Below are 24,600 nucleotides of genomic sequence, written 5' to 3' on the forward strand. Positions count from 1 at the left end.
TCAGAGGCGAGCCTTGGTTCGACGACTCGGCCTGGCTGCGCCAGACCAACCGATTGGAGAGTGATTTGCCCGCGTCTTCCAGCCCGTTCCGTCCGTTCCCGGCACTCGATGCGGCCGTTCTGGCGCGCGAGGCCTATGCCGCCTCGGTCTTCGACACCCTGCGCGCCCGGACGCTCGATGCCCCCGGCGTGACCCGCGCTTCCTACATGGAGGGCGAGCAGCTCGCCCACGACATCGTCGCCGCGCTCGCGCGCGATCTCGGTCTCGACGTCTCGGTCGACGCGGCGGGCAATCTCTCGGCCAGTCTCGCCGGCCGCAACCGGGAACGGCCGGTCTGGATTACCGGCTCGCATCTCGATTCTGTGCATCACGGGGGAAATTTCGACGGTGCAGCCGGCGTCGTCGCGGGGCTGGTTGCGCTTGCCGCGCTGCGTGACGCCGGCCTGCAACCGGAATGCGACATCGTTGTGATGGCGTTCCGCGCCGAGGAGAGCAGCACCTGGTTTGCCGGCCGCCATGGCGGCCATCTCGGCAGCCGCGCAGCGCTCGGCCTGCTCTGGGACGGCGAACTCGACAGTGCGATCCATGTCGCGACCGGATTGTCGCTGCGCGCGATGATGGCGCAGGCAGGCTTCGACCCCGGCTTGATCGAGACCGGGCCGCCGATCCTGTCGCCGGCCGGGATCGCGGGCTTCATCGAGCTGCATATCGAGCAGGGTCCGATCCTGGAGAACCGCGCCATACCTGTCGGGGTCGTCACCGGCATTCGCGGCGCCTATCGTGCCCGCAACGCCAAAGTCGTCGGCGCCTGGTCGCATTCCGGCGCGGTGCCGCATGAATACCGGCAGGACGCCGTCTTCGCGCTCGCCGAACTGGTCATGGCGCTCGACGGCGAATGGAGCCGCCGTCGCGCGGCGGGCGAGGATCTCGTGGTCACAGTGGGGCGGTTTTCCACACTGGCCGAGACGCATTCGCTCACCAAGGTCCCCGGCCATGTCGATTTCACGCTCGATATCCGCAGCCAGGATGCCGGCACGCTCGACGGCATGGAGGCTTTCCTGCGGACGAGCGCAGGCGAGATCGGCGCGCGCCGCCACGTGTCCTTCGAGCTCAATCCGATCGACCGCGCCATGCCGGGCAAGATGGCGCCCGCGCTCGTCGCGGGTCTGCAGGCGAGTGCGGACGGACTTGCAATCCCCTATCTGACGATGGCGAGCGGCGGCGGACACGACGCGCAGGATTTCGCCGACGCCGGCATTCCCGCCGTGATGGTCTTCGTCCGCAACGACAAGGGCAGTCACAACCCTCACGAGGCGATGACGATCGCGGATTTCATGCAGGCGACGCGCGTCCTGGTAAACAGGCTGGCGGCAATGACCTGCGTAGGGTCCGACGCCTAACGCGCGAGCTTCGCCCGCATGTCCTTGACCTGGCCCGCCGTCACTGGTGGCGCGGCATTGCCCCAGCTGTTGCGGACATAGCTAAGGACGTTGGCGACTTCGGCGTCACCGAGGTTCCAGCCGAAGGATGGCATCGCCGGCGTCGTCGGGCGGGCGGCCGTGGCCACGGCCTGGCTGCCCTGCAGCACGACACGGATCAGCGAGGTCGGGTCGTCGCCATTGACCACCGGCGCCTTGGCGAGCTTCGGGAACAGCGAGGGCTGGCCCTCGCCTGTGCTGACATGGCAGGCCGAGCAGCGGTCGAGGAAGACCGCCTTGCCCGCGACCATCATCGGATCGGTGGCAGCCAGTGGTTGCGGCGCGGGCGCAGCGCTGCCCTTCACCTCCTTGAGATAGCTGGCGACCGCTTTCAGGTCGGCGTCGGTCCAGTATTGCGTCGAGTTCGTGATGACCTCGCCCATCGGACCCGACGCAATGTCGAAGCGGTTCGCGCCGGTCTTGAGATAGGCGACGAGATCCTCCGGCGACCAGCTGCCGATGCCCCTGTGGCCGTCGCTGCTGATATCGGGTGCGACCCAGCTCTGCAGATTGCCGCTGCGCAGGAACTGGTCGGTCTTGTCCGCGCCGGTCAGGCTCTTCGGGGTGTGGCAGGTGCCGCAATGGCCCGGACCGTTGACGATATAGGCGCCCCGGTTCCATTCGGCCGACTTGCTGGCGTCGGGCGCGAACTCCTTCGGCGAGAAGTTCAACAGGTTCCAGCCGATCATCACGCTGCGGATGCTGAACGGAAACGGCAGCTGGTTCGAGACCACGCGGTTGGAGACCGGCTCGATCTTCTGGAGATAGGCCCAGATATCGGCGATATCGGCCTCGGTCATCGACGAATAGGCCGGGTAGGGCATCGCCGGATAGAGCCGCTTGCCGTCCTTGCCGACGCCCTGCTTCAGCGCGCCGCGGAAATCGTCATAGCTCCAGCCGCCGATTCCGGTCGCGGCATCGGGCGTGATGTTGGAGGGAATCAGCTTGCCAAAGGGCGTGTCGAGCGGTGCGCCGCCGGCGAAGGGCTTGCCGCCCGGCGTCGTATGGCAGGCCGAGCAATCGGCGAGCACCGCCTTGTAGCGTCCGGCATTGATCCGGTCGAACAGGTCGGAGGCGTAGCCCTTGGCTCCGACGACCGTAGCGGCCAGCAGGCCGGCGAGAAGCGCTGCTCTCTTCATGCCTGCACCAGCTTGCCGGGGTTCTTCAGATAGTGGTTGCGGATCGCATCCGCCGCCCAGAAGGCGAGCGCGCCGACCGGCCCGGTCGGGTTCTTGCCGGCATTCTGCGGGAAGGCGGACGCGCCGACGACGAAGACATTGGGCACGTCCCAGCTCTGCAGATGGCGATTGACCGCGCTGGTATTGGGGTCGGTACCCATGATCGCACCGCCGGTGTTGTGCGTGCTCTGGTAGGGCACGGAGTTCCAGCCCTTGCGCAGCTTGTTGTTGACGATCTGCTTGCCGCCGAGCGCCGTCGCGATCTGCTGCATGCGGTCGCTGACCCAGTTGGACATGCGGATGTCGTTGTCGGGGAAATCGAAGGTGACGCGTAGCAGCGGGCGGCCAAAGCGGTCCTTGTAGGTCGGGTCGAGGTCGAGATGGTTGCCACGGGTCGCGTAGGAACTGCCCTGCGAGGAAAAGCCCAGCGTATTGCCGTAATGCGCCTTGGTCGCCTTCTTCCAGGCCGAACCCCAGCGCGGCGTGCCCGGCGGCACCGGCCGGTAGGTGATCGGGCGGCCATTGGTCGGGATGCAGTTGATCCCGGCCCCGCCGACGAAATCGAGCGCGGCGTGGTCGAAGGCGTCGCCGTTGTAGTCGTCGAGCGACTGGCCGAGCGCGCCCGCAGCGATGAAGGGGTTGAGGTTCTTGCCCTCGAAGAAGACCTGCGCCCCGGCATTGGTCTGGTAGGCGTAGTTGCGCCCGACCGTGCCCTCGCCCGTCGCCGGATCATAGGGCTTGCCGATGCCAGACAGCAGCATCAGCCGGACATTGTGCAGGCCATAGGCGTTGAGCAGCACGATGTCGGCCGGCTGCTCGAAGGTCTCGCCGGTGACGTCGACATAGGTCACGCCCTTGGCGGTCTTGCCGTCGGAGGCGAGGTCGATCTTCAAAACCTCGCATTCGGTGCGCGCCTCGAAATTCGACTTGCGCATCAGCACCGGCAGGATCGTGGTGTGCGCGCTCGACTTGGAATAGTTGGCGCAGCCGAAGCGCTCGCAGAAGCCGCACATGGTGCATTGGCCCATGGCGATGCCGAGCGGGTTGACATAGGCCTTGGAGAGATTGGCCGAGGGCGTCGGGAACGGATGTAGGCCCACCGAGCGCGCGGCCTCGGCGAACAAGGTCGGCGCATAGGTCATCTGCATCGGCGGCAGCGGATATTCGCGCTTGCGCGGCCCCTCGAACGGGTTGCCGCCGGACTGAATCGTGCCGTTCAGGTTGCCGGCCTTGCCGGAGATGCCGGCGAGATACTCGAAGCGGTCGAACGAATGTTCGAGCTCGTCATAGGTCACGCCCCAGTCCTGAATCTGGAGGTCGCCGAGCCGGCCCGCGCCATAGCGCTCTGTCAGATGCGTCTTGAGCACGAAATCGCTCGGGAAAAAGCGCCAGGTGTGGCCGTTCCAGTGCGTGCCCGCACCGCCGACGCCGGTGCCGGGCAGAAACGAGCCATAGTCGCGCATCGGCATCGCCGTCTGCGACGTATTGTTGCGCATCGTCATGGCTTCCTGCGCCGGCTGCAGGAAGAGGTCCTTGCGGACGGCGTAGCGCAGTTCGTCAGGCGCATAGGCGACGTTGAAATCGGTCGCCGTGTCGCGCCAGGGTCCGCGCTCGATCGCGACGACGTCGAGGCCGGCATCGGTCAGTTCTTGCGCCAGGATCGCGCCGGTCCAGCCGAGGCCGACGATGACGACATCCTTGCGGGGCAGTTTCTTCGCCATGGGGTCCGGTCCCGCCTTACTTGCTGCCGATCTTCCACTCCGGCCGCCCGGCGATCGACAAGGGCGGCAGGGGGAAGGGCTGGTTATGGGCCGTGACATAGTCGCGGTAATCGTAGCGGGCGCCGGGAAAGCCGATGAACTTCCAGCCGGCCATGTCGCGGTTGCCGCCATAGATCGGGTCGGCGAAGAAGCCTTCCATCGTGTTCTGGAGCATGAGGTTGAAGAAGCCGGTGGCGGCGGGATAGCCGACCTTTCCGCCTTCGAAATCGGCCAGCACCTTGTCCTGGTCGGCGGGTGCGAGATCGGCGAAACCCTTGCCGGCGAACTGCGCGCGGACATGCTGGCCGAGCGCGGCAAGCCCCGCCTTGTAGCGCGCGAGCGGCCCCTCGCTGCCCTGATAGCCTTGCGTCGGCAGGCCCGGCAGGAATGGGCCCAGCATATAGAGCCGGTCCGAGGTGCCGTAGCTGCCGGCAAGCTGGCGGTCGATGAAGCTGGCGCAGCCGGCCTCCTTGCCGCCGATGCTAAGCTCGTCGGCCGGAATCAGCCGGTCGACGACCGCCTCGACCATGCGGGCTTCGTCGGGGGTGAAGACGTACCAGCGCCCGCCTGGCAAAGGCTCGGGCGGCAGCGCCGCGAAAGGCTTCCACGGCAGCTTGCCGGAATGCTCGGCGGCCTTGGCGCCGCCGATCGAGGCCGCCAGCAGCGTCATGCCTGTCGATGAAAGAAAGTGCCGGCGGCTCGGGCGGAACGGGGGGATGGGTGTCATGCCGGCCTCGATCGTCCGCATCGCCGGTCGGATCAGCCGGCGTCGTTGCGGACGAGTGCGAGGCTCTTCCCTGGAATGAGAATAATCAACACCCGGCGTGAGCGGTGCAGCCATCTGCCGGGCGCATGGAACCTGCGCATGATCTGCGGTTCCGGTGAATGCCGGCCGCGATCCGCAGGCCGCGTTTGCGCCCTATTCGCCCTCGCCGAACCTGTCGGCGACGAGGGTCTCCAGCGCCTTCAGCGCTTCCTTCGCCTCGCGGCCCGTGGCGACGACGGTGATCGTCGAGCCGATGCCGGCGCCCAGCGTCAGGATGCCCATGATAGAGGTCGCGCCGACGGTCTCGCCGCAGCGGGTCACGGTGATGTCGGCGTCGAAATTCGAGGCGCATTGCACGAATTTCGCCGTGGCACGGGCGTGCAGCCCCTTCTTGTTGACGATCTGGAACTCGCCATAGAGCGCGCCAGCGGGCACCTCGACCTCCGGGCAGTCGCAATCCTCGGCATCCTGCCCGTCGCCCACCGCGCTTGCCTTCATTTCCCCGCCAGCACGCGGCTGGCGACGGTGATGTATTTGCGGCCGGCATCCTGCGCGCTGGTCACGGCCTCGTCGAGGGTCTTCTCCTCGCGCACGCTGGCGAGCTTGATCAGCATCGGCAGGTTGACGCCGGCGACGACGTCGATGCGGCCGGGCTCCATCACCGAGATGGCGAGGTTGGAGGGCGTGCCGCCGAACATGTCGGTCAGCACGATCACGCCCTTGCCGGCCTCGACCTCCTCGACCGCGGCGATGATATCGCGGCGGCGGCCTTCCATGTCGTCATCGGGAGCGATGGCGATGGTGGCGAGGTTTTTCTGGGGTCCGACGACATGTTCGAGCGCGGCGCGGAATTCCGTCGCCAGATGCCCATGCGTCACGAGGACGAGTCCAATCATTCACTATGGCGCCTGGAGAGCGCGCTTTGCGCCCGGAAAGGTCGCGGTTTATGCGGCAGGTGCGAGATATGCGCAAGCCGGCTCGCTTAAAACTTGTCGAAATCGCGACTCAAGTCTCATCCAGAAACAATCGCAGCGCCGCCAGCACCAGCCTCTCGTCGCCGGCGCGGCCGGTGAGCGCGAGACGCGGCAGCGCGATTCCCGCCAGCTGCGCCACGAGATCCTCGGGCTCCGGCATGCGCGCCGGCTCCTCGCCCAGGAGATCGACGATCAGCCGAACCACGACCGCCGGCAGATGGGGCTCGGGCGTCAGGCCGAGTCCTCGCCGCTCGATGATGCCCTCCAGCGGCGCGACCGGGCGCGCCAGCAGCCGTCCCGAGCGGACTTCGATCTCGCTGCGGTCGTCGGCGACCAGCCTGGCGAAGCGCCCGCCTTGCGTCGCCGCCGCGATCAGCGTCAGCGCCAGCGTCGATTTGCCCGCGCCCGACGCGCCCCGGATCAGGATGCCGGCCTCGCCGACCGCGACCGTGCTCGCGTGGATTCGGTCGGCGGCTCCGTCGCCGGCGGCGTCCATCCGCGTCACGAGGTCTGCTGCACGGCCGGCAGCCGCACGACGAAGCGCGCGCCCAGCCGCGGCTGTTCGCCGTCGGGTCCGGCTGGCCCGAGCCGGTTCTCGGCCAGGATCGTGCCGCGATGCGCCTCGATGATCTGGCGCGAGATCGAGAGTCCCAGCCCCGAATTCTGGCCGAAGCCCTCATTGGGCCTGTCGGTGTAGAAGCGCTCGAAGACGCGCTCCAGCGCGTGGGGCTCGATGCCCGGCCCCTCGTCCTCGATGGTGACGACGACGTCGCCGCCATCGCGCGACAGCATCGCCCTGACCGGCTTGTCCGCCGCCGAGAACGAACGCGCATTGTCGATCAGGTTGACGATGACCTGGCCGAGCCGGGAATCATGGCCCATCACGAGGAAGCCGTCGCGCCCGCCCGCCCGCTGGCCGCGCCGCTCGGTGACAAGGTCGATGCGGGGCTGTTCCTTGCGGCGGGTCTCGTTCTGCACGGACACGACCGTCTCCATCACCTGAGCGATGTCGACAGGCGCAGCCTCGTCGCGGGCAAGCTCGGCGTCGAGCCGCGAGGCGTCGGAGATGTCGGAGATCAGCCGGTCGAGCCGGCGCACATCGTGCTGGATCACCGCCAGCAGGCGGCCGCGTGAATCGTCGGATTTGGCGAGCGGCAGCGTCTCCACCGCGCTGCGCAGCGAGGTCAGCGGATTCTTCAGCTCATGGGCCACATCGGCGGCAAAACTCTCGATCGCCTCGATCCGGCTGTAGAGCGCCTTGGTCATGTCGCGCAGCGAGCCGGAAAGATGGCCGATCTCGTCGTGCCGGCTGGCGAAATCGGGGATCTGTTCGCGCGATTTCACGCCCTTGCGGACGCGCTGGGCAGCGTCCGCCAGCCTGCGGATCGGCTCGGCGATGGTACCCGCCAGCAGCACGGACAGCACGATCATCACGCCGGCGGCGACCGCGAAGACCTGAAAGATGGCGTAGCGTTCGGAGGCGATGATCGCGTCGATGTCGCCGCCTTGCGTCGAGAGCAGCAGCGCGCCCTTGACCGCGCGGAAGCGCTGCACCGGCACCGCAACCGAGACGATGGTCTGGCCGCGCGTGTTGACGCGCACGACGCTTGCGGCGATGCCATTGAGCGCGCGGGCGACCTCCGGATAGGACTTGCCGTTGGCGTTCTCGAAGTCGTCATAGGTCGGCAGATCGGCGCGGCCGAGCCGGTTGCGCAGCAGGTTCCAGGTGCGCTCGAGCAAAGGCGGCTCGTCGGGCTCGCCGACGCGCGGCAGGTCGAGCCGGAGCACGTCGCCGCGCGAATAGAGATTGCGCGAATCCAGCGTCAGCAGCCCGTCCTTGTCGTAGACCCGGGCGCGCGTCTTGGTCGGCGTCACCAGCCGGCGCAGCAGCGGGGCGACCTTTTCCGGGTTGATCGAGAAATCGAGCGGGTCCTCGGCAATGCCGGCGCTCTCGCCTGCCTGCAATTGCAGCAGCTTGTCGGGGTCGATGGTGATGGTGTCGGTCTCGACCGTGGCCGAGGCCGAGATCGCGCCGGCGATGATCTCGCCTTGCGTCAGCAGGCTCTGCACCCGCGATTCGATCAGCCCCTCGCGGAACTGGTTGAGGTAGAGGAAGCCGAGCAGCAGCGCCACGAGCCCGGCGAGGTTCAGCACGACGATGCGCCGCGTCAGGCTGGAGGCGGCGCGCGAGGAGATCGCCCTCAAGCTGCGCCGGCCGAACGCGGACAGCCGCTTGCGCAGCGCCGGCGTCAGGCGCTGCGGACGGGCCTCCGCTCTCCGCTCGTCCTCGATCGTCGCCATCTGGTCCTGGAGCGCCCTGTCCTGCTCGTCGGTTTCCCTCAGCCCTCATCCTGAGGGGCCGCGAAGCGGCGTCTCGAAGGATGCACCAGCGCACACTGAACATCCTTCGAGACGAAGCCGGTGGCTTCTCCTCAGGATGAGGGCTGAGGCTGCAACCAGAGCGCCTGAATTTTCAGCCTTCCTTGAAGCGATAGCCGACGCCGTACAAGGTCTCGATCATGTCGAAGTCGACATCGACCTGGTTGAACTTCTTGCGCAGGCGCTTGATGTGGCTGTCGATCGTGCGGTCGTCGACATAGACCTCGTCGTCATAGGCGGCGTCCATCAGGGCGTTGCGGCTCTTTACCACGCCCGGCCGCTGCGCCAGCGACTGCAGGATCAGGAACTCGGTCACGGTCAGCGTCACCGGCTCGCCTTTCCAGGTGCAGGTGTGGCGCTCGGGGTCCATCCGCAGCAGGCCGCGCTCCAGCGCCTTGGCGTCCTCGCTGCGTGGGGCGGCGCCGGGGTCCTTGGCGCCGGCGCGGCGCAGGATCGCCTTGACGCGCTCGACCAGCAGGCGCTGCGAGAAGGGTTTGCGGATGAAATCGTCGGCGCCCATCTTCAGGCCGAAGAGCTCGTCGATCTCCTCGTCCTTCGAGGTCAGGAAGATCACGGGAAGATCCGACTTCTGGCGCAGGCGGCGCAGCAGCTCCATGCCGTCCATGCGCGGCATCTTGATATCGAAGATCGCCAGGTCTGGCGGGTTCTGCTTCAGCCCGTCGAGCGCCGATGCACCGTCCGTATAGGTCATGATCCGGTAGCCCTCGGCCTCAAGCGCGATGGAGACCGAAGTCAGGATGTTGCGGTCGTCATCGACCAGCGCAATGGTTGGCATAATTGTCGGGGCCTCTTCGGCTCGTTGCAATGAAATGTCCACTCGGGTCAGAGAGCGGCCAAAGCATGGCTGCAATCTAGCGGCGGCGTGGCGGTTTCGCTATGGCTTAACGTAGCGCGCTCGCAAAAGCTCCCTGCGGGCTGTTCCCGCGCCTCGAACCGCCATCTGCGGGCCGCCATCCTGATCGCGAACAGCCGGAGGCAACGGGATGTCAGAGGTCGTGTCGGAACCGGCGATCACGCCGCGGGGCCTCGAACTCGGCGGCTCGGCGCCGGCAGCCTTCGACGCGGTGGCGATGGCGCGGCAGGTTTTGCGGACCGGCCGCACCGGCGCGCTGGCGACGCTCGATCCGGCCAGCGGTTTTCCGCTCGCGACGCTCGTCAATGTCGCGACCGATGTCGACGGCACGCCGCTGTTGCTGGCGTCGCGGCTGTCCTTGCACCGGCGCAATTTCGAGGCCGATCCACGTGCTTCGATCCTGTTTGCGGCGCTGGGCAAGGGTGACCCGATGGCCAATTCGCGCCGGCTCAGCGTGGTCGGGCGCATCGAGCGAAGCGATGATCCAAATGCCCGCCGGCGCTTTCTCGCCCGCCACCCCAAATCGAAGCTTTACGCCGACTTCCCCGATTTCGACCTGTTCCGGCTGGCGGTCGAGGGCTTCCATCCCAATGGCGGCTTTGCCCGCGCCGCCGATCTGAAGACCGGCGACATTCTGCTCGATCTCGCCGGCTGCGAAGCGCTGATCGAGGCTGAAGGCGGCGCGGTCGCGCATATGAACGAGGATCACGCCGACGCGCTGTCGCTTTATGCCACGCGCCTGCTCGGCGCAGCCGAGGGGCGCTGGCGGACGTCGGGGCTTGATCCCGACGGGATTGACCTCGTCTGCGGCGATCGCTCCGAGCGGCTGGCCTTTCCCGAGCGGGTGACGAGCCCCGGAGCCCTGCGCAAGACGCTTGCCGAACTCGCCGCACAGGCGCGCGCCCTGGTCTGATCGCCGATTCACTACGTCGATCTTATTCAACCGATTTAAAGGAGTTTCTTCGTCCCCGCGCCTTTCCGGACGCTTGAGCCGGCGTCATCATCGGCCTAAAGACCCTGCCACTGAATTTTTAAGACCCATCTCGTCTGCGGCATCGGATTCATGCCGTGTGATTTCAACATAACGCCGCGCCTTTAGTTCTGGCGCGCGTCGGGAGGATTCCAGTGCAGACCATCGGTCAGTTCAACACAGCGCATGGCGTCGAGAGCTTCGGCTTCCGCAAGCTGAAATCGGTCGCCTGGAACCTGCAGGCGCCGCAGCTCTACGAGCAGGCGTTGCAGCGTGGCGAGGCCGGGCTCGCCGCCGGTGGCGCGCTTTGCGCCGACACGGGCACCCATACCGGCCGCTCGCCCAAGGACAAGTTCGTCGTCCGCGACGCCCTGACCGAGGGCACGGTCTGGTGGGAGAACAACGGCGCGATGTCGCCGGAGCATTTCGAGACGCTGCTCGCCGATTTCCTCGCCCATGCCGAGGGCAAGGAGCTGTTCGCGCAGGATCTCTATGGCGGCGCCGATCCGGCCCACCGCGTCAGGGCGCGCGTCTTCACCGAGTTCGCCTGGCACTCGCTGTTCATCCGCAACCTGCTGATCCGGCCCGAGGCCGAGGATATCGCGGGTTATGTGCCTGAGCTGACCATCGTCGACCTGCCGAGCTTCAAGGCCGACCCCAAGCGCCATGGCTGCCGCTCCGAGACCGTGATCGCGATCGATTTTTCCCGCAAGATCGTGCTGATCGGCGGCTCGGCCTATGCCGGCGAGATGAAGAAATCGGTCTTCACCTATCTGAACTACACCCTGCCGGCCAAGGGCGTGGTGCCGATGCACTGCTCGGCCAATGTCGGCTCGAAGGACGATTCGGCGATCTTCTTCGGCCTGTCGGGCACCGGCAAGACCACGCTCTCGGCCGACCCAGACCGCACGCTGATCGGCGACGACGAGCATGGCTGGTCGAAGAACGGCATCTTCAATTTCGAGGGCGGCTGCTACGCCAAGACGATCAAGCTTTCGGCCGAGGCCGAGCCGCAGATTTTCGCAGCCTCGCAGCGCTTCGGCACGGTGCTCGAGAACGTCGTGCTCGACGAATACACCCGCGTCGTCGATTTCGATGACCAGACCAAGACCGAGAACACCCGCTCGGCCTATCCGCTCGACTTTATCCCCAATGCCTCGCGCACCGGCCGCGCCGGCGTTCCCAAGAATATCGTCATGCTCACCGCCGACGCCTTCGGCGTGATGCCGCCGATTGCCAAGCTCACCCCGGCCGAGGCGATGTATCACTTCCTGTCCGGCTACACCGCCAAGGTCGCCGGCACCGAACGCGGCCTCGTCGGCGTCGAACCGGAATTCTCGACCTGCTTCGGATCGCCCTTCCTGCCGCGCCATCCGTCGGAATACGCCAATCTGCTGCGCGATTTCATCGCCAAGCACCACGTCGATTGCTGGCTGGTCAACACCGGCTGGACCGGCGGAAAATACGGCGTCGGCCGGCGCATGCCGATCCGCGTCACCCGCCGCCTGCTGACCGCTGCGCTGGATGGTTCGCTCAACCGCGCCGATTTCCGCCGCGACCCCTATTTCGGCTTCGCGGTGCCGACCTCGGTGCCCGGCGTCGAGCCGCACATCCTCTATCCGGTGAAAACCTGGGCCGACAAGGCGGCTTTCGCCGAGACCGCAAAGAACCTGATCGGCATGTTCCGCGAGAATTTCAAGCGCTTCGAGGGTCATGTCGACGATGCGGTGAAGGCCGCCGCGCCGACGAATTCCCTGGCGGCGTGACTGGCGTAGGCATCGCGATCTGTTACGAGAGGCGGCGATGAGCCGCCTCTTTTTCGTTGCGCTGCAGATTCTGGCGACGCTTGCCGTCGTGGCGGCGGGCCTGTGGGGTGCTGGCCTGCTGTTCTTCCGTTTGTCCGGCACGATCGCGATGGTCGCCGCGATCGGCTTCGGGCTCGCGGGCCTTGCCGGCGCGATCGGTATCTGGACAGGCGCCGCGCGCCTTCCGCTCTCCTTCGCCATCATCTTCCTCGGCCTGCTCGGCTGGTGGAACGGCCTGTCACCGTCGCATGACCGCAACTGGATTCCAGAACTCGCCCGCCTGCCGCAGATTGCGCGCGAGGGCGAGACCATCGCCGTCACCAATCTCCGAAACTTCCGCTGGCGAAGCGAGGCCGACTACGACCAGAACTGGGAGACGCGGCGCTACGATCTTGGCGGGATCGAGGGCGCGGACCTGTTCCTGTCCTACTGGTCGGGCGAGGCGATCGCCCATCTCCTGGTCAGCTTCACCTTCAGGGATCAGCTCCCGCTCACCTTCTCGATCGAGGTCCGCCGCGAAAAAGGCGAGGACTGGTCGTCGCTCGCCGGCTTCTTCCGCATCTACGAGATGGCCTATGTCGCCGCCGACGAGCGCGATATCGTCGCCTTGCGCAGCCACGCCCGCAAGGAGGATGTTCGGCTGTTCCGGTTGGCGGCGACGCCCCAGCAGGCGCGCGACGTGCTGCTCGCCTATGCAGCCGACATCAACCGGCTCGCCGCCAAACCGCGCTGGTACAACACGCTGACGACCAATTGCACGACGGTGGTCTATCACCTCGTCGGCTCGGTCGCGCCGCGCTGGCGCTTTTCGCTGCCGCTCGATCCGCGCGTGGTGCTCTCTGGCTATCTGCCGGGTTATCTACAGCGTATCGGCGCTCTGCGCGGCGACATCCCACTCGACGAACTGGTGCGGCAGGGCAAGATCAGCGAGAAGGCGCGGGCGATTTCGCCGGATGATCGGGAGTTTTCGCGGAAGATTCGCGAGGGCGTCCTGGCAGGGCGGCCGTAACAGCCGCGTCATGGCCGGGCTTGCCCCGACCATCTCGAAAACCAGCGTCCGGTCGCGTCATCCTCGGGTCAAGCCCGAGAATAACGGCGCAATCTCATCTGAAGAACACGAACGTCGCCAGCACGAAGGTCGGGATCAGCACCGCGCCCGACCAGAGCATGTAGCCGAAGAAGCTGGGCATCGCGACCTTCCGGTCCTTGGCGATGGCGTAGACCATGAAGTTCGGCGCGTTCCCGATATAGGAGTTCGCGCCCATATAGACCGCGCCCGAGGAGATCGCGGCCAGCGTCAATGCGCCAGCGTTCATCAGCTTCTGGGGGTCGCCGCCGGCAAGCTCGAAGAAGACGAGATAGGTCGGCGCATTGTCGAGGAAGGACGAGAGCGCACCGGTGAGCCAGAAATAGGCGGCGATGTTGGGGCTGCCGTCGGGCTGGCTGACCAGCGCCACCAGCGAGGCGAACGCGCCGGCCTTACCTGCCTGCAGCATCGCCAGCACCGGGATCATGCAGATGAAGATGCCGGCGAAGAGTTTCGCGACCTCCTTGATCGGCCCCCAGGAGAACTCGTTGCCGGCGCGCACCGGGCCCGGCGTCAGTTTCAGCGAGAGACCGGCGAGCCCGAGCAGGATCGCGTCGCGCACGATGTTCTGGAGTTCGAGCCTGATGCCGTGGATTTCGAAGGCGATGCCCGGCTTCCAGTTCGCCGACAGCAGGATGGCGAGGATGACGCCACCCAGCAGGGCGATATTGATCTTGCCGTAGAGCTTGATGGCACGGTCGGGCGTCGGGTCCTTCAGCGCAGGCATGCCCTCCTCCTTGCGGTAGAACCAGACGTCGAGAACGTAGAACACCGCCAGCACGACGGCGAAGACGAAGGCGGTCTCATGGGCGAGATGCGTCGTCGTCCAGAAGAAATCGACGCCGCGCAGAAAGCCGAGGAAGAGCGGCGGATCGCCGAGCGGCGTCAGCGCGCCGCCGATGTTCGAAACCAGAAAGATGAAGAACACCACGACATGGACGTTGTGGCGCCTGGAATCATTGGCGCGCAGGACCGGGCGGATCATGATGATCGAGGCGCCCGTCGTGCCGACGAAACTGGCGAGGAACGCGCCGATCGCCAGCAGCACCGTGTTGGTCAGCGGGGTGCCGTGCAGATTGCCCATGATCAGGATGCCGCCGGCGATGGTGAACAGCGCAAACAGCAGGATGATGAAGGGCACATAGTCGAGCAGGCCGGTATGCAGCAGCGCGCCAAAGGTCGGATCGAAACCGCGCGACAGCATCAGCGGAGCCAGCGTCAGCACGGACCAGAAGGCGGCGAACTTGCCGTAGTTCAGCTCCCAGAAATGCGGGAACAGCACCGGCCCGAGCGCGATCGAGAGCAGCATCCCGGCAAACGGCAGAGCCCATGCGGCGCTCAGGGTCGCGCCGCCGATATCGCCGGCGGCCAGCGCCGCGCTCGAAGCCAGACACAGCGCGAAAACCACGCCGATCCGCGTCAAAATCGTCTTCAAGGCTCCATCTCCCGCCTGTCCGGCGCGCGCGCGTCATGCCCGGTTCATATCGCTGGGTAAACGATGCCCGCCGGGCTAGCAACCGCCGGCCAAATCGGTCTAGCTGCGGCTTGAACGATAAAAAATCGAAGGGAAATTCGATGCCGCGATTGCTCCTGTCCGGCCTGCGCGCCGTTCCCGCTTTGGCCGGCCTGATTTTGCTTCCGGCGCTCGGCGGAGCAGCCCAGGCGCAGGTCGCCATCGCCGAGATCAGGGCACAACTCGTGCTCGAGCGCTCGGGCAAGCTGTCGGACAATCTCGTCGGAGCCGACAGGACCTTCCAGGACACGCTCACCGGCGAGGGAGAAATCGCCGAGCCTGCCGACGCTGTCCTGATAACGCTGGTCATGACCGGCCCCAAAAACTCCAAGTCATCGGTCAAGATCGCCCGCGATCTCGTCGTCGTGACCGTGAGGCAGAAGAGCAAGACCGGCGAGAAGGTCCTGCTCAGCCGGCCTTATGGCGGCTTCCTGTTCGGCGAGACCGGCCGGATCCACAAGGCTTTCCTGCTCGACAACGCCACCTGCGCGCCGCTCTCGATCGAGGTCAGGGTCGGCAAGAGCAGCAAGAATGCGAAGGTCGATTTCGCCTGCAAGGAGCCGGCGGCCTAAGCGTCCGGCGGTCCCGTTATCGCGCCATTCATCCTTGTAGAATAATCTCCTCCTTGCGGCGTCCCGCCCGCAGCCTGATTCGGGACCGACCATGTGCCGTTTTCTCGCCTATGCCGGCGCGCCGATCTTTCTTGAAGACTTCGTCGCCGCGCCCGTCCATTCGCTGATCCACCAGTCTCTCCATGCCGAGGAGACCAAGACCGGCACGAATGGCGACGGCTTCGGCGTCGGCTGGTATGGCGAGAAGGCCGAGCCCGGCCAGTACCGCGAGATCAGGCCGGCATGGTCGGACGAGAACCTGCTCTCGATCGCGCGTCAGGTCCGCTCGCATCTGTTCTTCGCCCATGTCCGCGCCGCGACCGGCACGGCGACGACGCGGGCGAACTGCCACCCGTTTTCCCATGGCCGGCATCTGTTCATGCATAACGGCCAGATCGGCGGCTACGGCCTGATCCGCCGCAAGCTCGAGGCGCTGATCCCAGACGCGCTCTACGACGCGCGCGTCGGCACGACCGATTCGGAAGCGATCTTCCTGCTCGTTCTGGCGCGGATGGCTGAAGGCGCCTCGCCCGGCGCGGCGCTCGCCGGCGCGCTGACCGACGCGCTGTCCCTGATGCGGGCGGCCGGCATCCGCGAGCCCTTGCGCTGCGCCGCCGCGCTCGCCGATGGCGAGACGATGCACGCCGTGCGCTGGTCGTCGGACGCAAAGCCACCGACGCTTTATCTCTGCGATCGCGGCGACAGCGTCGTCATCGCGTCCGAACCCGTCGATGCGGCGCGCGATTGCTGGCAGGCCCTGCCCTGCAACACGTTGGTGACGGTCAAGGCGGGCACGGTCGCGCTCTCACCCTTCGAGGTCGGGCTGAAGCAGGCGGCGTGAGCGCTTGCGCCTCGGCGCAGCGTGAGCCACATCGCCAGGTCATGCGCGCCTTCGACACAGTCCTGCCCATCGACGCGGCTCTTCCCGAGCTTGCCGCCGCGCTGCGCGCGTCGAGCAACGCCGTCCTCGTCGCGCCGCCCGGCGCGGGCAAGACCACGCGCGTGCCGCTGGCGCTGCTCGACGAACCCTGGACGCAAGGTGGCAAGCTGATCGTGCTGGAGCCGCGAAGGCTTGCGGCGCGCGGCGCGGCCAACCGCATGGCGCAGACGCTGGGCGAGCGCGTCGGCGACACCGTCGGCCTGCGCGTCCGTCTCGGCTCGAAGATCGGGCCGAAAACCTGTATCGAGGTCGTCACCGAGGGCGTCTTCGCCCGCATGATCCTCGACGATCCCGCGCTGAACGGTGTCGCAGCCGTCTTGTTCGACGAATTCCACGAGCGCTCGCTCGATGCCGATTTCGGGCTGGCGCTGGCGCTCGACGCGCAATCTGGCCTGCGCGAGGATCTGCGCATCCTCGTGATGTCGGCGACGCTGGACGGCGCGCGCGTCGCCAGACTGCTCGGCGACGCTGTCGTCATCGAGAGCCAGGGCCGCGCCTTTCCCGTCGAGACGCGTTATCGCGGCCGCGACGCGCTCAAGCGCATCGAGGATCAGGTTGCCGATGCCGTCCTGCAGGCGCTGAACGAGCAGCCCGGCTCGCTTCTCGTCTTCCTGCCGGGGCAGGGCGAGATCAGGCGCGTCGAGGAGCGCCTGCGCGAGCGCATCCGCGATGCCTCCGTCGAGATCGCGCCGCTCTATGGCGCGCTCGATCAGTCCGAGCAGGATCGCGCCGTGCTGCCGGCGGCCAATGGCCGGCGCAAGGTCGTGCTGGCGACCGCGATCGCCGAGACCTCGCTGACGATCGAGGGTGTCCGCGTTGTGATCGATTCAGGGCTTGCCCGCGTGCCGGTCTACGAGCCCGATATCGGCGTGACCCGGCTGGAGACGCGTCGTGTCAGCCGCGCCGCCGCCGATCAGCGTCGCGGCCGCGCCGGCCGCACCGAGCCCGGCATCTGCTACCGGCTCTGGGAGGAGGCCGGCACCGGCGCGCTCGAAGCCTTCGCGCGGCCCGAAATCCTCTCCGCCGATCTCGCGCCCCTGCTGCTCGACTGCGCCGCCTGGGGCGTCAGCGATCCCGCCAGCCTCGCCTTCCTCGATCCGCCGCCCGCGCCTGCCCTGAAGGAGGCGCGCGCGCTGCTGGCGAGCCTGACGGCGCTCGACGCCGACGGCCGCATCACGCCGCAGGGCAAGGCGCTCCAGGCCCTGCCGCTGCCGCCGCGTCTGGCGCGCATGGTCGTGGTGGCCGCAGGTTTCGGACAGGCCGGCCCGGCTGCAGACCTCGCGGCGCTGCTGGTCGAGCGCGGTCTCGGCGGCGACATGATCGATGTCGCCGAGCGGCTGGAGCGCTATGGCCGCGAACGTGGCGGGCGCGCCGCCGATATGCGTCGTCTCGCCGAAGGCTGGGCGCGCTCGGCCGAGCGCACGATCTCGGCTCAGCAGAAGATGGCGCTGTCGCCCGGTCTGCTGCTGGCGCTGGCCTATCCCGACCGCGTCGCCAAGGCGCGCAACCCCGGCTCGGGCCAGTATCTCCTCGCCAATGGCCGGGGCGCGGGGCTGGAGCCGTCGCAGCGTCTGGTGCGCGAGCCTTGGCTCGTCATCGCCGAGATGACCGGCGCGGCCCAGCAGGCCCGCATCATGGCGGCCACCGCCATTGCCGAGGACGATCTGCTCTGGCTGGTGGCGCAGGGGCTGGCGCCGTTTGGCCTGGAGGAACGCGTCGAAACGCTGTTCGACCGGGCAGCCCGTGCGTTGCGAGCCCGCGCCGTCAGGCGTTATGGCGCCCTGACGCTGTCGGAGCGACCGCTGCCCGCCGCTGCCAGCGCCGGCAACGCCGAAATACTCGCAGGCGGCATCGCCGGGCTCGGCATCGGCCTGCTGCCCTGGACGAAGGCGCAGGCGCAACTGCGCGAGCGCGCCGGCTTTCTGCGGCAGGCCGACGGCGTCGACAGCCCATGGCCCGACCTGTCGGACGCCGGCCTTGCGGTGGCTCCCGGGGACTGGCTCGCGCCCCACATCGTCGGCCGCGCATCGCTGGCCGCAATCGAGCCCGGCGATCTCGATGCCGCGCTCGCCGGTCTGTTGCCCTGGGATCTCAAGCGCCGGCTCGACGCCGAGGCTCCGACGCATTTTGCTGCTCCGACAGGCTCGCATCTGGCGGTCGACTATGCCGCCGAGGCCGGCCCGACGATTTCGGTTCGCGTGCAGGAACTCTACGGGCTGAGCGTCCATCCCGCGCTGGCCGGCGGGCGGGTGCCGCTCGTGCTGGAGCTGCTTTCGCCCGGCCACAAGCCGATCCAGATCACCCGCGACCTGCCGGGCTTCTGGCGCGGCTCATGGGCGGCGGTGAAATCGGAGATGAAGGGGCGCTATCCCCGCCATCTCTGGCCCGACGACCCCGCCGCAGCCCTGCCGACGACGCGCGCGAAACCGCGGGGAACCTAGTTCCCCATCCGGTCGCGCCATTGCCGCTCGCCGGCGAGGCAACTCGCGTTGTTGCCGCTGGACTGAGCTTTCTGGACGACCGCCTCGCCATCCAGCGGCATCTCGGCGATCTCGCGCACGAGCTTCGTGCGGGTCGCATCGACGAACTGATGCCGCTCGCGGATCGGGATGACGAAGGCGCCGATGCCGGCGACGACGCAGTCCTTGTAGTAGACGTCGAGATTGTCGATGTCGAAATAGCTGGCCTGCTTCAGCATGATCGGCAGGCCGTTGATGTTGATGCCCTTGGCGGCGGCCTCGTCGCGGGCCGCCGTGACGGCTCGGCCGTCATTGTTGGCGCCATCGCCTGAGATGTCGATGACCTTGCGGAGTGCCAGGACGTTGGACTGTTCGAGCATGCTCACGCCAAGATCGATCGCCGCCGAGATCGATGTGCGTCGCCCCCGCCGCGTCGGGGCTTCGCCCAGTTCCTCGGCGAAGGCCATCGCCGATTGCGGGCCGTCGATGATCGTCCAGGTTTTGACGATGTGCTTGAAGTCGCTGCCGGCCCATTCGAAATAGGCGACCGCGATCTTGCCGATCGCGCCCTTGGCGATGGCGTCGTGCAACTGCTTCGAGCGGAACGCCTCGATATAGCCGTTGCGCTGCAAGGCGAGCTCGTCGAGATCCATCGAATAGGACACGTCGAGCGCCAGAACGAGCGCGACATCGACCTCCTCGCCCGGCGTCGCCACGGTCTGCGCCCTCGGCGCGGAGCCGATCAGCAGGCCCATGGCCGTGAGACTCAAGAGACCGAACAGCCAGCGCCGCATCGTCACCTCCATCACCCTGTCGCAACGGCAGTGTGCGCCGGCTTTGCTGTTCCGCCAAGGGCGAAAGCTGGGCAGGTGGAGGCTGAAATCATCGCAATCGCGTGACGCTGGAGCGGTGTTTCCAGTGCCTGCGTGGCTCAGGCCGCGCGCCGGGCTTCGACGATGCCGATCGCGGCGGCGACGACCTCTTCGATCGTCAGCGCCGAAGTGTCGAGCAGGACGGCGTCGTCGGCCCGCTTGAGGGGAGCATCGCTGCGGCCCGAATCACGCGCGTCGCGCCGCCGGATATCGGCGAGAATGCCCTCAAAAGTGGCAGGCTCGCCGCGGCTCGCCAGTTCGCGGTGCCGGCGCGCGGCGCGCACCTCCGGCGTCGCCGTGACGAAGAGCTTGGCGCGCGCCTGCGGGCAGATCACGGTGCCGATGTCGCGCCCGTCCAGCACCGCGCCACCGGCCTGCGCCGCGAAATGGCGCTGCCTCGCGATCAGGCCGCTGCGCACCGCCGGCATCGCCGCGACGACGGAGGCCGCCTCGCCGATCTCGCGCCCGCGCAGGCTCTCTTCTCTGAACGCTGTCTCGTCGAAACCGGCAACGGTCGCCGCTGCCGCGGCGGTGTCGTGGATGTCGTGTCCGGCGTCGAGCATGGCCCTTGCGACCATGCGATAGAGCAGGCCGGTATCGAGATAGGGCAGGCCGTAATGCGTCGCCAGCCGGCGCGCCAGCGTGCCCTTGCCCGAGGCGGCGGGGCCATCGACGGCGATGACGTACCGGCCTTGCCCGTCGTTGGGGCTCATCCTATCTCGCCTCCGAGACCGTTCATCAGGGCGATGAAGCTCGGAAAGCTCGTCGCGATCATCGCGCCGTCATCGACTGTCATCGGCTTTTGCGTCGCCAGCCCCATCACCAGGAAGCTCATGGCGATGCGGTGGTCGAGATGGGTCGCGACCATGCCGCCGCCCGCGACCGCGCCGCCCGAGCCCTCGACGACGAGGTCGTCGCCCTCGATGGCGCAGGTGACGCCGGCCGCCTTGAGGCCGGCCTCGACAGCCGCCAGCCGGTCCGATTCCTTGACGCGCAGCTCCTGCAGCCCGCGCATCCGCGTCGTGCCCGTCGCGAAGGACGCGGCCACCGCCAGCACGGGATATTCGTCGATCATCGCCGGCGCGCGCTCGGGCGGCACCGTGACGCCCCTGAGGCTGGACGCCCGCACGCGCAATGTCGCCACCGCCTCGCCGCCCTCATTGGCCTCGGCTTCGACGGTGATGTCGGCGCCCATCTCGCGCAGCGTGGTCAGCAGCCCGCTGCGCAGCGGGTTGGTCATCACGCTTTCCAGCACGATATCGGAGCCCGGCACGATCAGCGCCGCCACCAGCGGGAAGGCGGCCGAGGACGGATCGGTCGGGACCACGATCGGCGCGGCCTGCAATTCGGGCTGGCCCTTCAGCACGATGCGACGGCCATGCTCGCCTTCAGGCGTCACGCGGACATCGGCGCCGAAATGCGTCAGCATCTTTTCGGTGTGATCGCGCGTCGCCTCGACCTCGATCACCGTCGTTTCGCCCGGCGCGACGAGGCCCGCCAGCAGCACGGCGGACTTGATCTGCGCCGATGCGACCGGCGTGCGATAGGTGATCGGCACGGCCTCCTTCGGCCCGCGCAGGGTCAGCGGCACGCGGCCACCGTCTTCCTGCGAGACGATCGTGACGCCCATGAGTTCGAGCGGATCGAGAATGCGCCGCATCGGGCGCTTGCGCAGCGAGGCGTCGCCGTCGAAGGTCGTGGTGATCGGGTGCGCGCCGCAGACGCCCATCATCAGGCGCGAGCCGGTGCCGGCATTGCCGAAATCGAGTACGCTTGCCGGTTCGCGCAAGCCGCCGACGCCGACGCCCCTGATCCGCCAGGCGCCTGGCCCGTCATGGTGGACGATGGCGCCGAGCGCCCGCGCCGCGGCGGCCGTGCGCATCACGTCCTCGCCCTCGAGCAGCCCCGACACGGTCGTCTCGCCGATCGCCAGCAGGCCGAAGATCATTGCCCGGTGCGAGATCGATTTGTCGCCGGGAACGCGGACGCGGCCTTTCAGCGCGCCTCTGGCGCGGGCCGTGACGGGAAGCGGGTTGTCATGATGCGACACGGAAACGGACTCGATCGGCTGCTCGACAGGGAGGCAGGCTGCCTAGCATGAGCGCTTCGCCTGCGTCACCCGCGCACAGCGATGAAATCAACATTTGACAGCGCCGCCTGCCCCGACTAACGGACGCGCCTGCTTTTCAGAACATGAATGATTGAAGGTCCGACGCAGTGGCGAAACCGGAACTTGGTACAAAACGTGTCGACCCGACGACGGGTCGCAAATTCTACGACCTGAACAAGGATCCGATCGTCTCGCCTTATACGGGGCAGTCCTATCCACGCTCGGTGTTCGAGCCGCAGGCGAAGGCCGCCGCAGCGGCCAAGCCCGCCGCTGCAGCCGCCGATGACGAGGAAGAGGCCGAGGTCGCCGACGGCGCCGTCGAGCTCGTTTCGCTCGACGAGGCCGACGCCGAGGCTTCCGAGAAGGAAGCCGTCGTCACCAGCGAGGACGACATCGAGGTCGAGGACGACGTCGCGCCAGATGACGACACGTTCCTCGAAGAGGACGAGGAAGGCGATGACGACGTCGCCGACCTGATCGACGGCGACATCGAGGGCGACGAGGACGTCTGACGCTTTCGCGCGTCGGCAGCCACGGCGCCGTGAATGCGGGCGCCTGGAATGAATGTCGCGAAGGCTGCAATCGGCGCTTGAGTCTTGGTGCCCGCCCGCCTATAGAGCGCTTCGCCGCTGCCAAGGCAGCGAGCCGGCTTCGACATGCTCCGCCTTGCGGAGCGCGAGCAGCCGGCAGGAACGACCCGGACTGATCCCCAAATCAGTCCATCAGTGGGGCCATAGCTCAGTTGGGAGAGCGCTTGAATGGCATTCAAGAGGTCGGCGGTTCGATTCCGCCTGGCTCCACCATCTCTCCTCGCTAAATCGACAAGATAACTTGGAAGCGTCCGAGATTCGCGCGGCCTGCGCCGTAGGCGTCGAATCTTGCGGATTGCTCGTTGGAGCTCGCTGGATTTCGTTCCCGCGTTGTCTCGCCGTCGTGACGATCATGGCCTCACGCGATGTGGAACCGCCTCGCATTGTCTCCTGGGCTGGTCATTGTCGCGCTGACGCTGGTGGCTGCTCGGCGGCTTCGGATGCGAGATGAATACATCCGGATGCGCGACTGTCAGGCTCGACTTGTCCGCGGATTCCCTTCGCGTATTTCTGCCGGCATTGGGCGTGGGCGCCGTCCTGATCGCGGCCGGCTTCTGGACAATGCGGCAGGCTCGCTTGACGAGGGTCGAATAGCTGGTTTGCTGCTCAAGATGCGAAATGGCGAATGACGCGTTTCTGAGCCGGAAATCGCGATGGGCCGGATCTTGTGGTTCCGCCCGGAGTTGGAGCGCTGAAGCGTCACCTTCGAGCCGCTCCAAAACCGGTCTCGCGCGGGCGGACCAAGGGATGTCGATGTATAGCCAGACCGCCAGATTGTCCCTCCTGCTATTCGCGTTTTTCGCGCTTCCTGCTGTCGCGCAGATCGTCGGAACGCCTGGAAACGGCCCGCTTACGCCTGGTGGTCCAAGACAGGGACTTGGCCCTCCCTCGATCACAGACAATGTGCCGGACCTTCGATTGCGTTCGGATGGCGCGGGCATTCCAGGCGCCGGAGCACCTGTGGGCAATGGCGGCGGCTATGGAGCGCGGACACCGCCCGACGCCAGGCCCGCGCCGGGCTACAGGGTCATGGAACGCAGAGCGAAGGGCCGGCATTGCCGGGTGCGCAAGCAGATCTGCGTGAGCAGGAGCGCGATGCCTATCGGTGCGAGTTGCTCATGCCCGACGGTTCACGGCAGCCGCGTTCACGGTCGGATCGTTCCCTGACAGACAACCCAAGTAGTGCGGCAACTTCGTCGTATTAGCCAGCGCGTCTCACCAGCAGAAATTCGTACCACCGATGACCAATTCTTGTGGTATTGTCAGGGCGCGGCGTGAGTGGAGGACCTTGCGCAATAACGCTTGCGGATTCCGCTTGGTCATGCTTGATCACGCCCCGCGCACGCAAATATGCGGCGGTCCTCGGGGGAGCGAATATGAAATCGATCACGGTAGTTCTGCTGGGCGTTGCTCTGTCTGCCTGTAACCAGACGAGCCAGACAGCGGAAACGGTTCTGGCGCCGCAATCGCCGCCTGTCCTTGCGTCATCCGGGCAGCGCGTTGCGCCATCCGATCTTCCCGACGAGCCGGCCGTTGCTCCACTGTACGAGCCGCTGATCGATACCAATCGTGTCAACATGGCCAAGCTCAGGAAGGATCTCCAGGAATGCAGGGGGCAGGCGGCCCCGCAGGAGGCGGCCGCCCGGCGTGCGCAGCAACAACAGGCGACGGGCGCTGCCATTCAGGCGGCAGGCGCAATCGCCAGCCTGATTCCGGTTCCCGGCTTTCGGCAGGCTCATATTCTGGCGGGCGCATCGAACGCGGTTCAGTCGGCCGGGGCGAATACGGCCGGCAATGCGGCTGAAGCTGGCGCGCGGGCGATGGAAGATTATGTGCTCGTCGTCAACGCCTGCATGGAGCACCGCCGTTATCGTCTGTTGCGGGCGTAGTTGCGCCGCGCAAAGGCAGGCCGGGGCGCGCTGCTACCTTGTTCGTGGCAGGTCGGGATGGCCGCCTCGCGCCGGACGGATTGAAGCCAACGGCCCGTCCGTTGCCGTGAGAGGGAACCGATGAAGCGTTTCCTTGGGATGATCGCGATCCTGACGATCGGCGGCTGCGTATCGCCCGGCGACGACGCGGGCATCTCCCGGCAGACGCCCGCGCGGCAGCCTGACGAGCGTCGTGTCGAACCGCCTCGACAGCGGATCGAGAAAGCCAGATGCCGCACGCACTGGATCGGCGACCGGACCCTGACGGAATGCAGCGAGGGGTCGTGAGAACGGCTCTCGAGCGCG

The 24,600-nt window shown here is 67.0% G+C and carries 22 protein-coding genes and 1 tRNA gene; 11 read left to right on the plus strand and 12 right to left on the minus strand.

Annotation, left to right across the window (positions count from 1 at the left end):
* Window positions 1-65 precede the first annotated feature (65 nt).
* Window positions 66-1,400: a hydantoinase/carbamoylase family amidase gene (locus AC1DZY_RS12495; protein WP_476820433.1), complete on the plus strand. Its 1,335-nt coding sequence runs from the start codon at window positions 66-68 to the stop codon at window positions 1,398-1,400.
* Here AC1DZY_RS12495 and AC1DZY_RS12500 read toward each other — a convergent pair.
* From AC1DZY_RS12500 to AC1DZY_RS12535, 8 genes are all read right to left on the minus strand, one after another.
* Complete coding sequence (locus AC1DZY_RS12500) at window positions 1,397-2,617, minus strand: c-type cytochrome (RefSeq protein ID WP_476820434.1); 1,221 nt, start codon at window positions 2,615-2,617, stop codon at window positions 1,397-1,399. The genes AC1DZY_RS12495 and AC1DZY_RS12500 overlap by 4 nt on opposite strands.
* Entirely contained in the window at window positions 2,614-4,377 is a 1,764-nt protein-coding gene (locus tag AC1DZY_RS12505) for a GMC family oxidoreductase (protein WP_476820435.1), read from the minus strand. Before AC1DZY_RS12505 ends, AC1DZY_RS12500 begins: the two co-directional genes overlap by 4 nt.
* A gap of 16 nt (window positions 4,378-4,393) precedes the next feature.
* Entirely contained in the window at window positions 4,394-5,143 is a 750-nt protein-coding gene (locus tag AC1DZY_RS12510) for a gluconate 2-dehydrogenase subunit 3 family protein (protein ID WP_476820436.1), read from the minus strand.
* 192 nt (window positions 5,144-5,335) lie between these two features.
* Complete coding sequence (locus tag AC1DZY_RS12515; protein WP_476820437.1) at window positions 5,336-5,680, minus strand: HPr family phosphocarrier protein; 345 nt, start codon at window positions 5,678-5,680, stop codon at window positions 5,336-5,338.
* Window positions 5,677-6,078, minus strand: coding sequence for a PTS sugar transporter subunit IIA (locus tag AC1DZY_RS12520; protein WP_476820438.1), 402 nt, complete (start codon window positions 6,076-6,078; stop codon window positions 5,677-5,679). The genes AC1DZY_RS12515 and AC1DZY_RS12520 overlap by 4 nt, the downstream gene beginning before the upstream one ends.
* 109 nt (window positions 6,079-6,187) lie before the next feature.
* Window positions 6,188-6,652 carry an HPr kinase/phosphorylase gene (locus tag AC1DZY_RS12525; RefSeq protein ID WP_476820529.1) on the minus strand — a complete coding sequence of 155 codons (465 nt, stop codon included), beginning with the start codon at window positions 6,650-6,652 and terminating at the stop codon, window positions 6,188-6,190.
* A 5-nt stretch (window positions 6,653-6,657) separates the two neighbouring features.
* Complete coding sequence (locus AC1DZY_RS12530) at window positions 6,658-8,457, minus strand: stimulus-sensing domain-containing protein (protein ID WP_476820439.1); 1,800 nt, start codon at window positions 8,455-8,457, stop codon at window positions 6,658-6,660.
* Window positions 8,458-8,629: 172 nt separating this feature from the next.
* On the minus strand, window positions 8,630-9,331 hold the full coding sequence (locus tag AC1DZY_RS12535; RefSeq protein ID WP_476820440.1) for a response regulator: 702 nt from the start codon (window positions 9,329-9,331) through the stop codon (window positions 8,630-8,632).
* Window positions 9,332-9,539: 208 nt separating this feature from the next.
* On the opposite strand from AC1DZY_RS12535, the gene AC1DZY_RS12540 reads away from it, so the two are divergent.
* From AC1DZY_RS12540 to AC1DZY_RS12550, 3 genes are all read left to right on the plus strand, one after another.
* The gene (locus tag AC1DZY_RS12540; RefSeq protein WP_476820441.1) at window positions 9,540-10,322 is read left to right on the plus strand and encodes a HugZ family pyridoxamine 5'-phosphate oxidase; all 783 of its coding nucleotides are present in this window, start codon (window positions 9,540-9,542) and stop codon (window positions 10,320-10,322) included.
* Window positions 10,323-10,534: 212 nt separating this feature from the next.
* The gene (locus AC1DZY_RS12545; RefSeq protein ID WP_476820442.1) at window positions 10,535-12,145 is read left to right on the plus strand and encodes a phosphoenolpyruvate carboxykinase; all 1,611 of its coding nucleotides are present in this window, start codon (window positions 10,535-10,537) and stop codon (window positions 12,143-12,145) included.
* 37 nt (window positions 12,146-12,182) lie between these two features.
* On the plus strand, window positions 12,183-13,193 hold the full coding sequence (locus AC1DZY_RS12550) for an Lnb N-terminal periplasmic domain-containing protein (protein WP_476820443.1): 1,011 nt from the start codon (window positions 12,183-12,185) through the stop codon (window positions 13,191-13,193).
* Between the two features lie 94 nt (window positions 13,194-13,287).
* Here the strand turns inward: AC1DZY_RS12550 and AC1DZY_RS12555 are convergent, their stop codons facing one another.
* Window positions 13,288-14,706, minus strand: a complete 1,419-nt coding sequence (locus AC1DZY_RS12555; protein WP_476820444.1) for a sodium:proton antiporter — start codon at window positions 14,704-14,706, stop codon at window positions 13,288-13,290.
* Window positions 14,707-14,846: 140 nt separating this feature from the next.
* Between AC1DZY_RS12555 and AC1DZY_RS12560 the strand changes: the two genes are divergently transcribed.
* The 3 genes from AC1DZY_RS12560 (at window position 14,847) to hrpB (ending at window position 18,776) form a co-directional block, all read left to right on the plus strand.
* The gene (locus AC1DZY_RS12560; RefSeq protein ID WP_476820445.1) at window positions 14,847-15,356 is read left to right on the plus strand and encodes a hypothetical protein; all 510 of its coding nucleotides are present in this window, start codon (window positions 14,847-14,849) and stop codon (window positions 15,354-15,356) included.
* Window positions 15,357-15,447: 91 nt separating this feature from the next.
* On the plus strand, window positions 15,448-16,236 hold the full coding sequence (locus AC1DZY_RS12565; protein WP_476820446.1) for a class II glutamine amidotransferase: 789 nt from the start codon (window positions 15,448-15,450) through the stop codon (window positions 16,234-16,236).
* 41 nt (window positions 16,237-16,277) lie between these two features.
* Window positions 16,278-18,776, plus strand: coding sequence for an ATP-dependent helicase HrpB (gene hrpB / locus AC1DZY_RS12570; RefSeq protein ID WP_476820530.1), 2,499 nt, complete (start codon window positions 16,278-16,280; stop codon window positions 18,774-18,776).
* Here hrpB and AC1DZY_RS12575 read toward each other — a convergent pair.
* The 3 genes from AC1DZY_RS12575 to aroA form a co-directional block, all read right to left on the minus strand.
* Entirely contained in the window at window positions 18,773-19,588 is an 816-nt protein-coding gene (locus AC1DZY_RS12575) for a DUF1194 domain-containing protein (protein WP_476820447.1), read from the minus strand. The genes hrpB and AC1DZY_RS12575 overlap by 4 nt on opposite strands.
* A 137-nt stretch (window positions 19,589-19,725) precedes the next feature.
* Window positions 19,726-20,379, minus strand: a complete 654-nt coding sequence (gene cmk, locus AC1DZY_RS12580) for a (d)CMP kinase (RefSeq protein ID WP_476820448.1) — start codon at window positions 20,377-20,379, stop codon at window positions 19,726-19,728.
* Window positions 20,376-21,716: a 3-phosphoshikimate 1-carboxyvinyltransferase gene (gene aroA / locus AC1DZY_RS12585; RefSeq protein WP_476820449.1), complete on the minus strand. Its 1,341-nt coding sequence runs from the start codon at window positions 21,714-21,716 to the stop codon at window positions 20,376-20,378. The genes cmk and aroA overlap by 4 nt, the downstream gene beginning before the upstream one ends.
* Window positions 21,717-21,883: 167 nt before the next feature.
* On the opposite strand from aroA, the gene AC1DZY_RS12590 reads away from it, so the two are divergent.
* The 4 genes from AC1DZY_RS12590 (at window position 21,884) to AC1DZY_RS12605 (ending at window position 24,582) form a co-directional block, all read left to right on the plus strand.
* Complete coding sequence (locus AC1DZY_RS12590; protein WP_476820450.1) at window positions 21,884-22,288, plus strand: TIGR02300 family protein; 405 nt, start codon at window positions 21,884-21,886, stop codon at window positions 22,286-22,288.
* Between the two features lie 215 nt (window positions 22,289-22,503).
* Window positions 22,504-22,579, plus strand: a tRNA-Ala gene (locus tag AC1DZY_RS12595).
* Window positions 22,580-23,742: 1,163 nt separating this feature from the next.
* Window positions 23,743-24,255 carry a hypothetical protein gene (locus tag AC1DZY_RS12600; RefSeq protein WP_476820451.1) on the plus strand — a complete coding sequence of 171 codons (513 nt, stop codon included), beginning with the start codon at window positions 23,743-23,745 and terminating at the stop codon, window positions 24,253-24,255.
* A 138-nt stretch (window positions 24,256-24,393) separates the two neighbouring features.
* Window positions 24,394-24,582 (plus strand): hypothetical protein, encoded by a 189-nt coding sequence (locus AC1DZY_RS12605; RefSeq protein ID WP_476820452.1) that lies wholly within the window; start codon window positions 24,394-24,396, stop codon window positions 24,580-24,582.
* Window positions 24,583-24,600: the final 18 nt, after the last annotated feature.

The organism is Allobosea sp. P2_A10, assembly GCF_056405115.1.

Coding starts and splice junctions, on each gene's coding strand:
- AC1DZY_RS12500 (WP_476820434.1), bottom strand. CDS start 2,617: ATGAAGAGAGCAGCGCTTCTCGCCGGCCTGCTGGCCGCTACGGTCGTC.
- AC1DZY_RS12505 (WP_476820435.1), bottom strand. CDS start 4,377: ATGGCGAAGAAACTGCCCCGCAAGGATGTCGTCATCGTCGGCCTCGGC.
- AC1DZY_RS12510 (WP_476820436.1), bottom strand. CDS start 5,143: ATGACACCCATCCCCCCGTTCCGCCCGAGCCGCCGGCACTTTCTTTCA.
- AC1DZY_RS12515 (WP_476820437.1), bottom strand. CDS start 5,680: ATGAAGGCAAGCGCGGTGGGCGACGGGCAGGATGCCGAGGATTGCGAC.
- AC1DZY_RS12520 (WP_476820438.1), bottom strand. CDS start 6,078: ATGATTGGACTCGTCCTCGTGACGCATGGGCATCTGGCGACGGAATTC.
- AC1DZY_RS12525 (WP_476820529.1), bottom strand. CDS start 6,652: ATGGACGCCGCCGGCGACGGAGCCGCCGACCGAATCCACGCGAGCACG.
- AC1DZY_RS12530 (WP_476820439.1), bottom strand. CDS start 8,457: ATGGCGACGATCGAGGACGAGCGGAGAGCGGAGGCCCGTCCGCAGCGC.
- AC1DZY_RS12535 (WP_476820440.1), bottom strand. CDS start 9,331: ATGCCAACCATTGCGCTGGTCGATGACGACCGCAACATCCTGACTTCG.
- AC1DZY_RS12540 (WP_476820441.1), top strand. CDS start 9,540: ATGTCAGAGGTCGTGTCGGAACCGGCGATCACGCCGCGGGGCCTCGAA.
- AC1DZY_RS12550 (WP_476820443.1), top strand. CDS start 12,183: ATGAGCCGCCTCTTTTTCGTTGCGCTGCAGATTCTGGCGACGCTTGCC.
- AC1DZY_RS12560 (WP_476820445.1), top strand. CDS start 14,847: ATGCCGCGATTGCTCCTGTCCGGCCTGCGCGCCGTTCCCGCTTTGGCC.
- AC1DZY_RS12565 (WP_476820446.1), top strand. CDS start 15,448: ATGTGCCGTTTTCTCGCCTATGCCGGCGCGCCGATCTTTCTTGAAGAC.
- hrpB (WP_476820530.1), top strand. CDS start 16,278: ATGCGCGCCTTCGACACAGTCCTGCCCATCGACGCGGCTCTTCCCGAG.
- AC1DZY_RS12575 (WP_476820447.1), bottom strand. CDS start 19,588: ATGCGGCGCTGGCTGTTCGGTCTCTTGAGTCTCACGGCCATGGGCCTG.
- cmk (WP_476820448.1), bottom strand. CDS start 20,379: ATGAGCCCCAACGACGGGCAAGGCCGGTACGTCATCGCCGTCGATGGC.
- AC1DZY_RS12600 (WP_476820451.1), top strand. CDS start 23,743: ATGAAATCGATCACGGTAGTTCTGCTGGGCGTTGCTCTGTCTGCCTGT.
- AC1DZY_RS12605 (WP_476820452.1), top strand. CDS start 24,394: ATGATCGCGATCCTGACGATCGGCGGCTGCGTATCGCCCGGCGACGAC.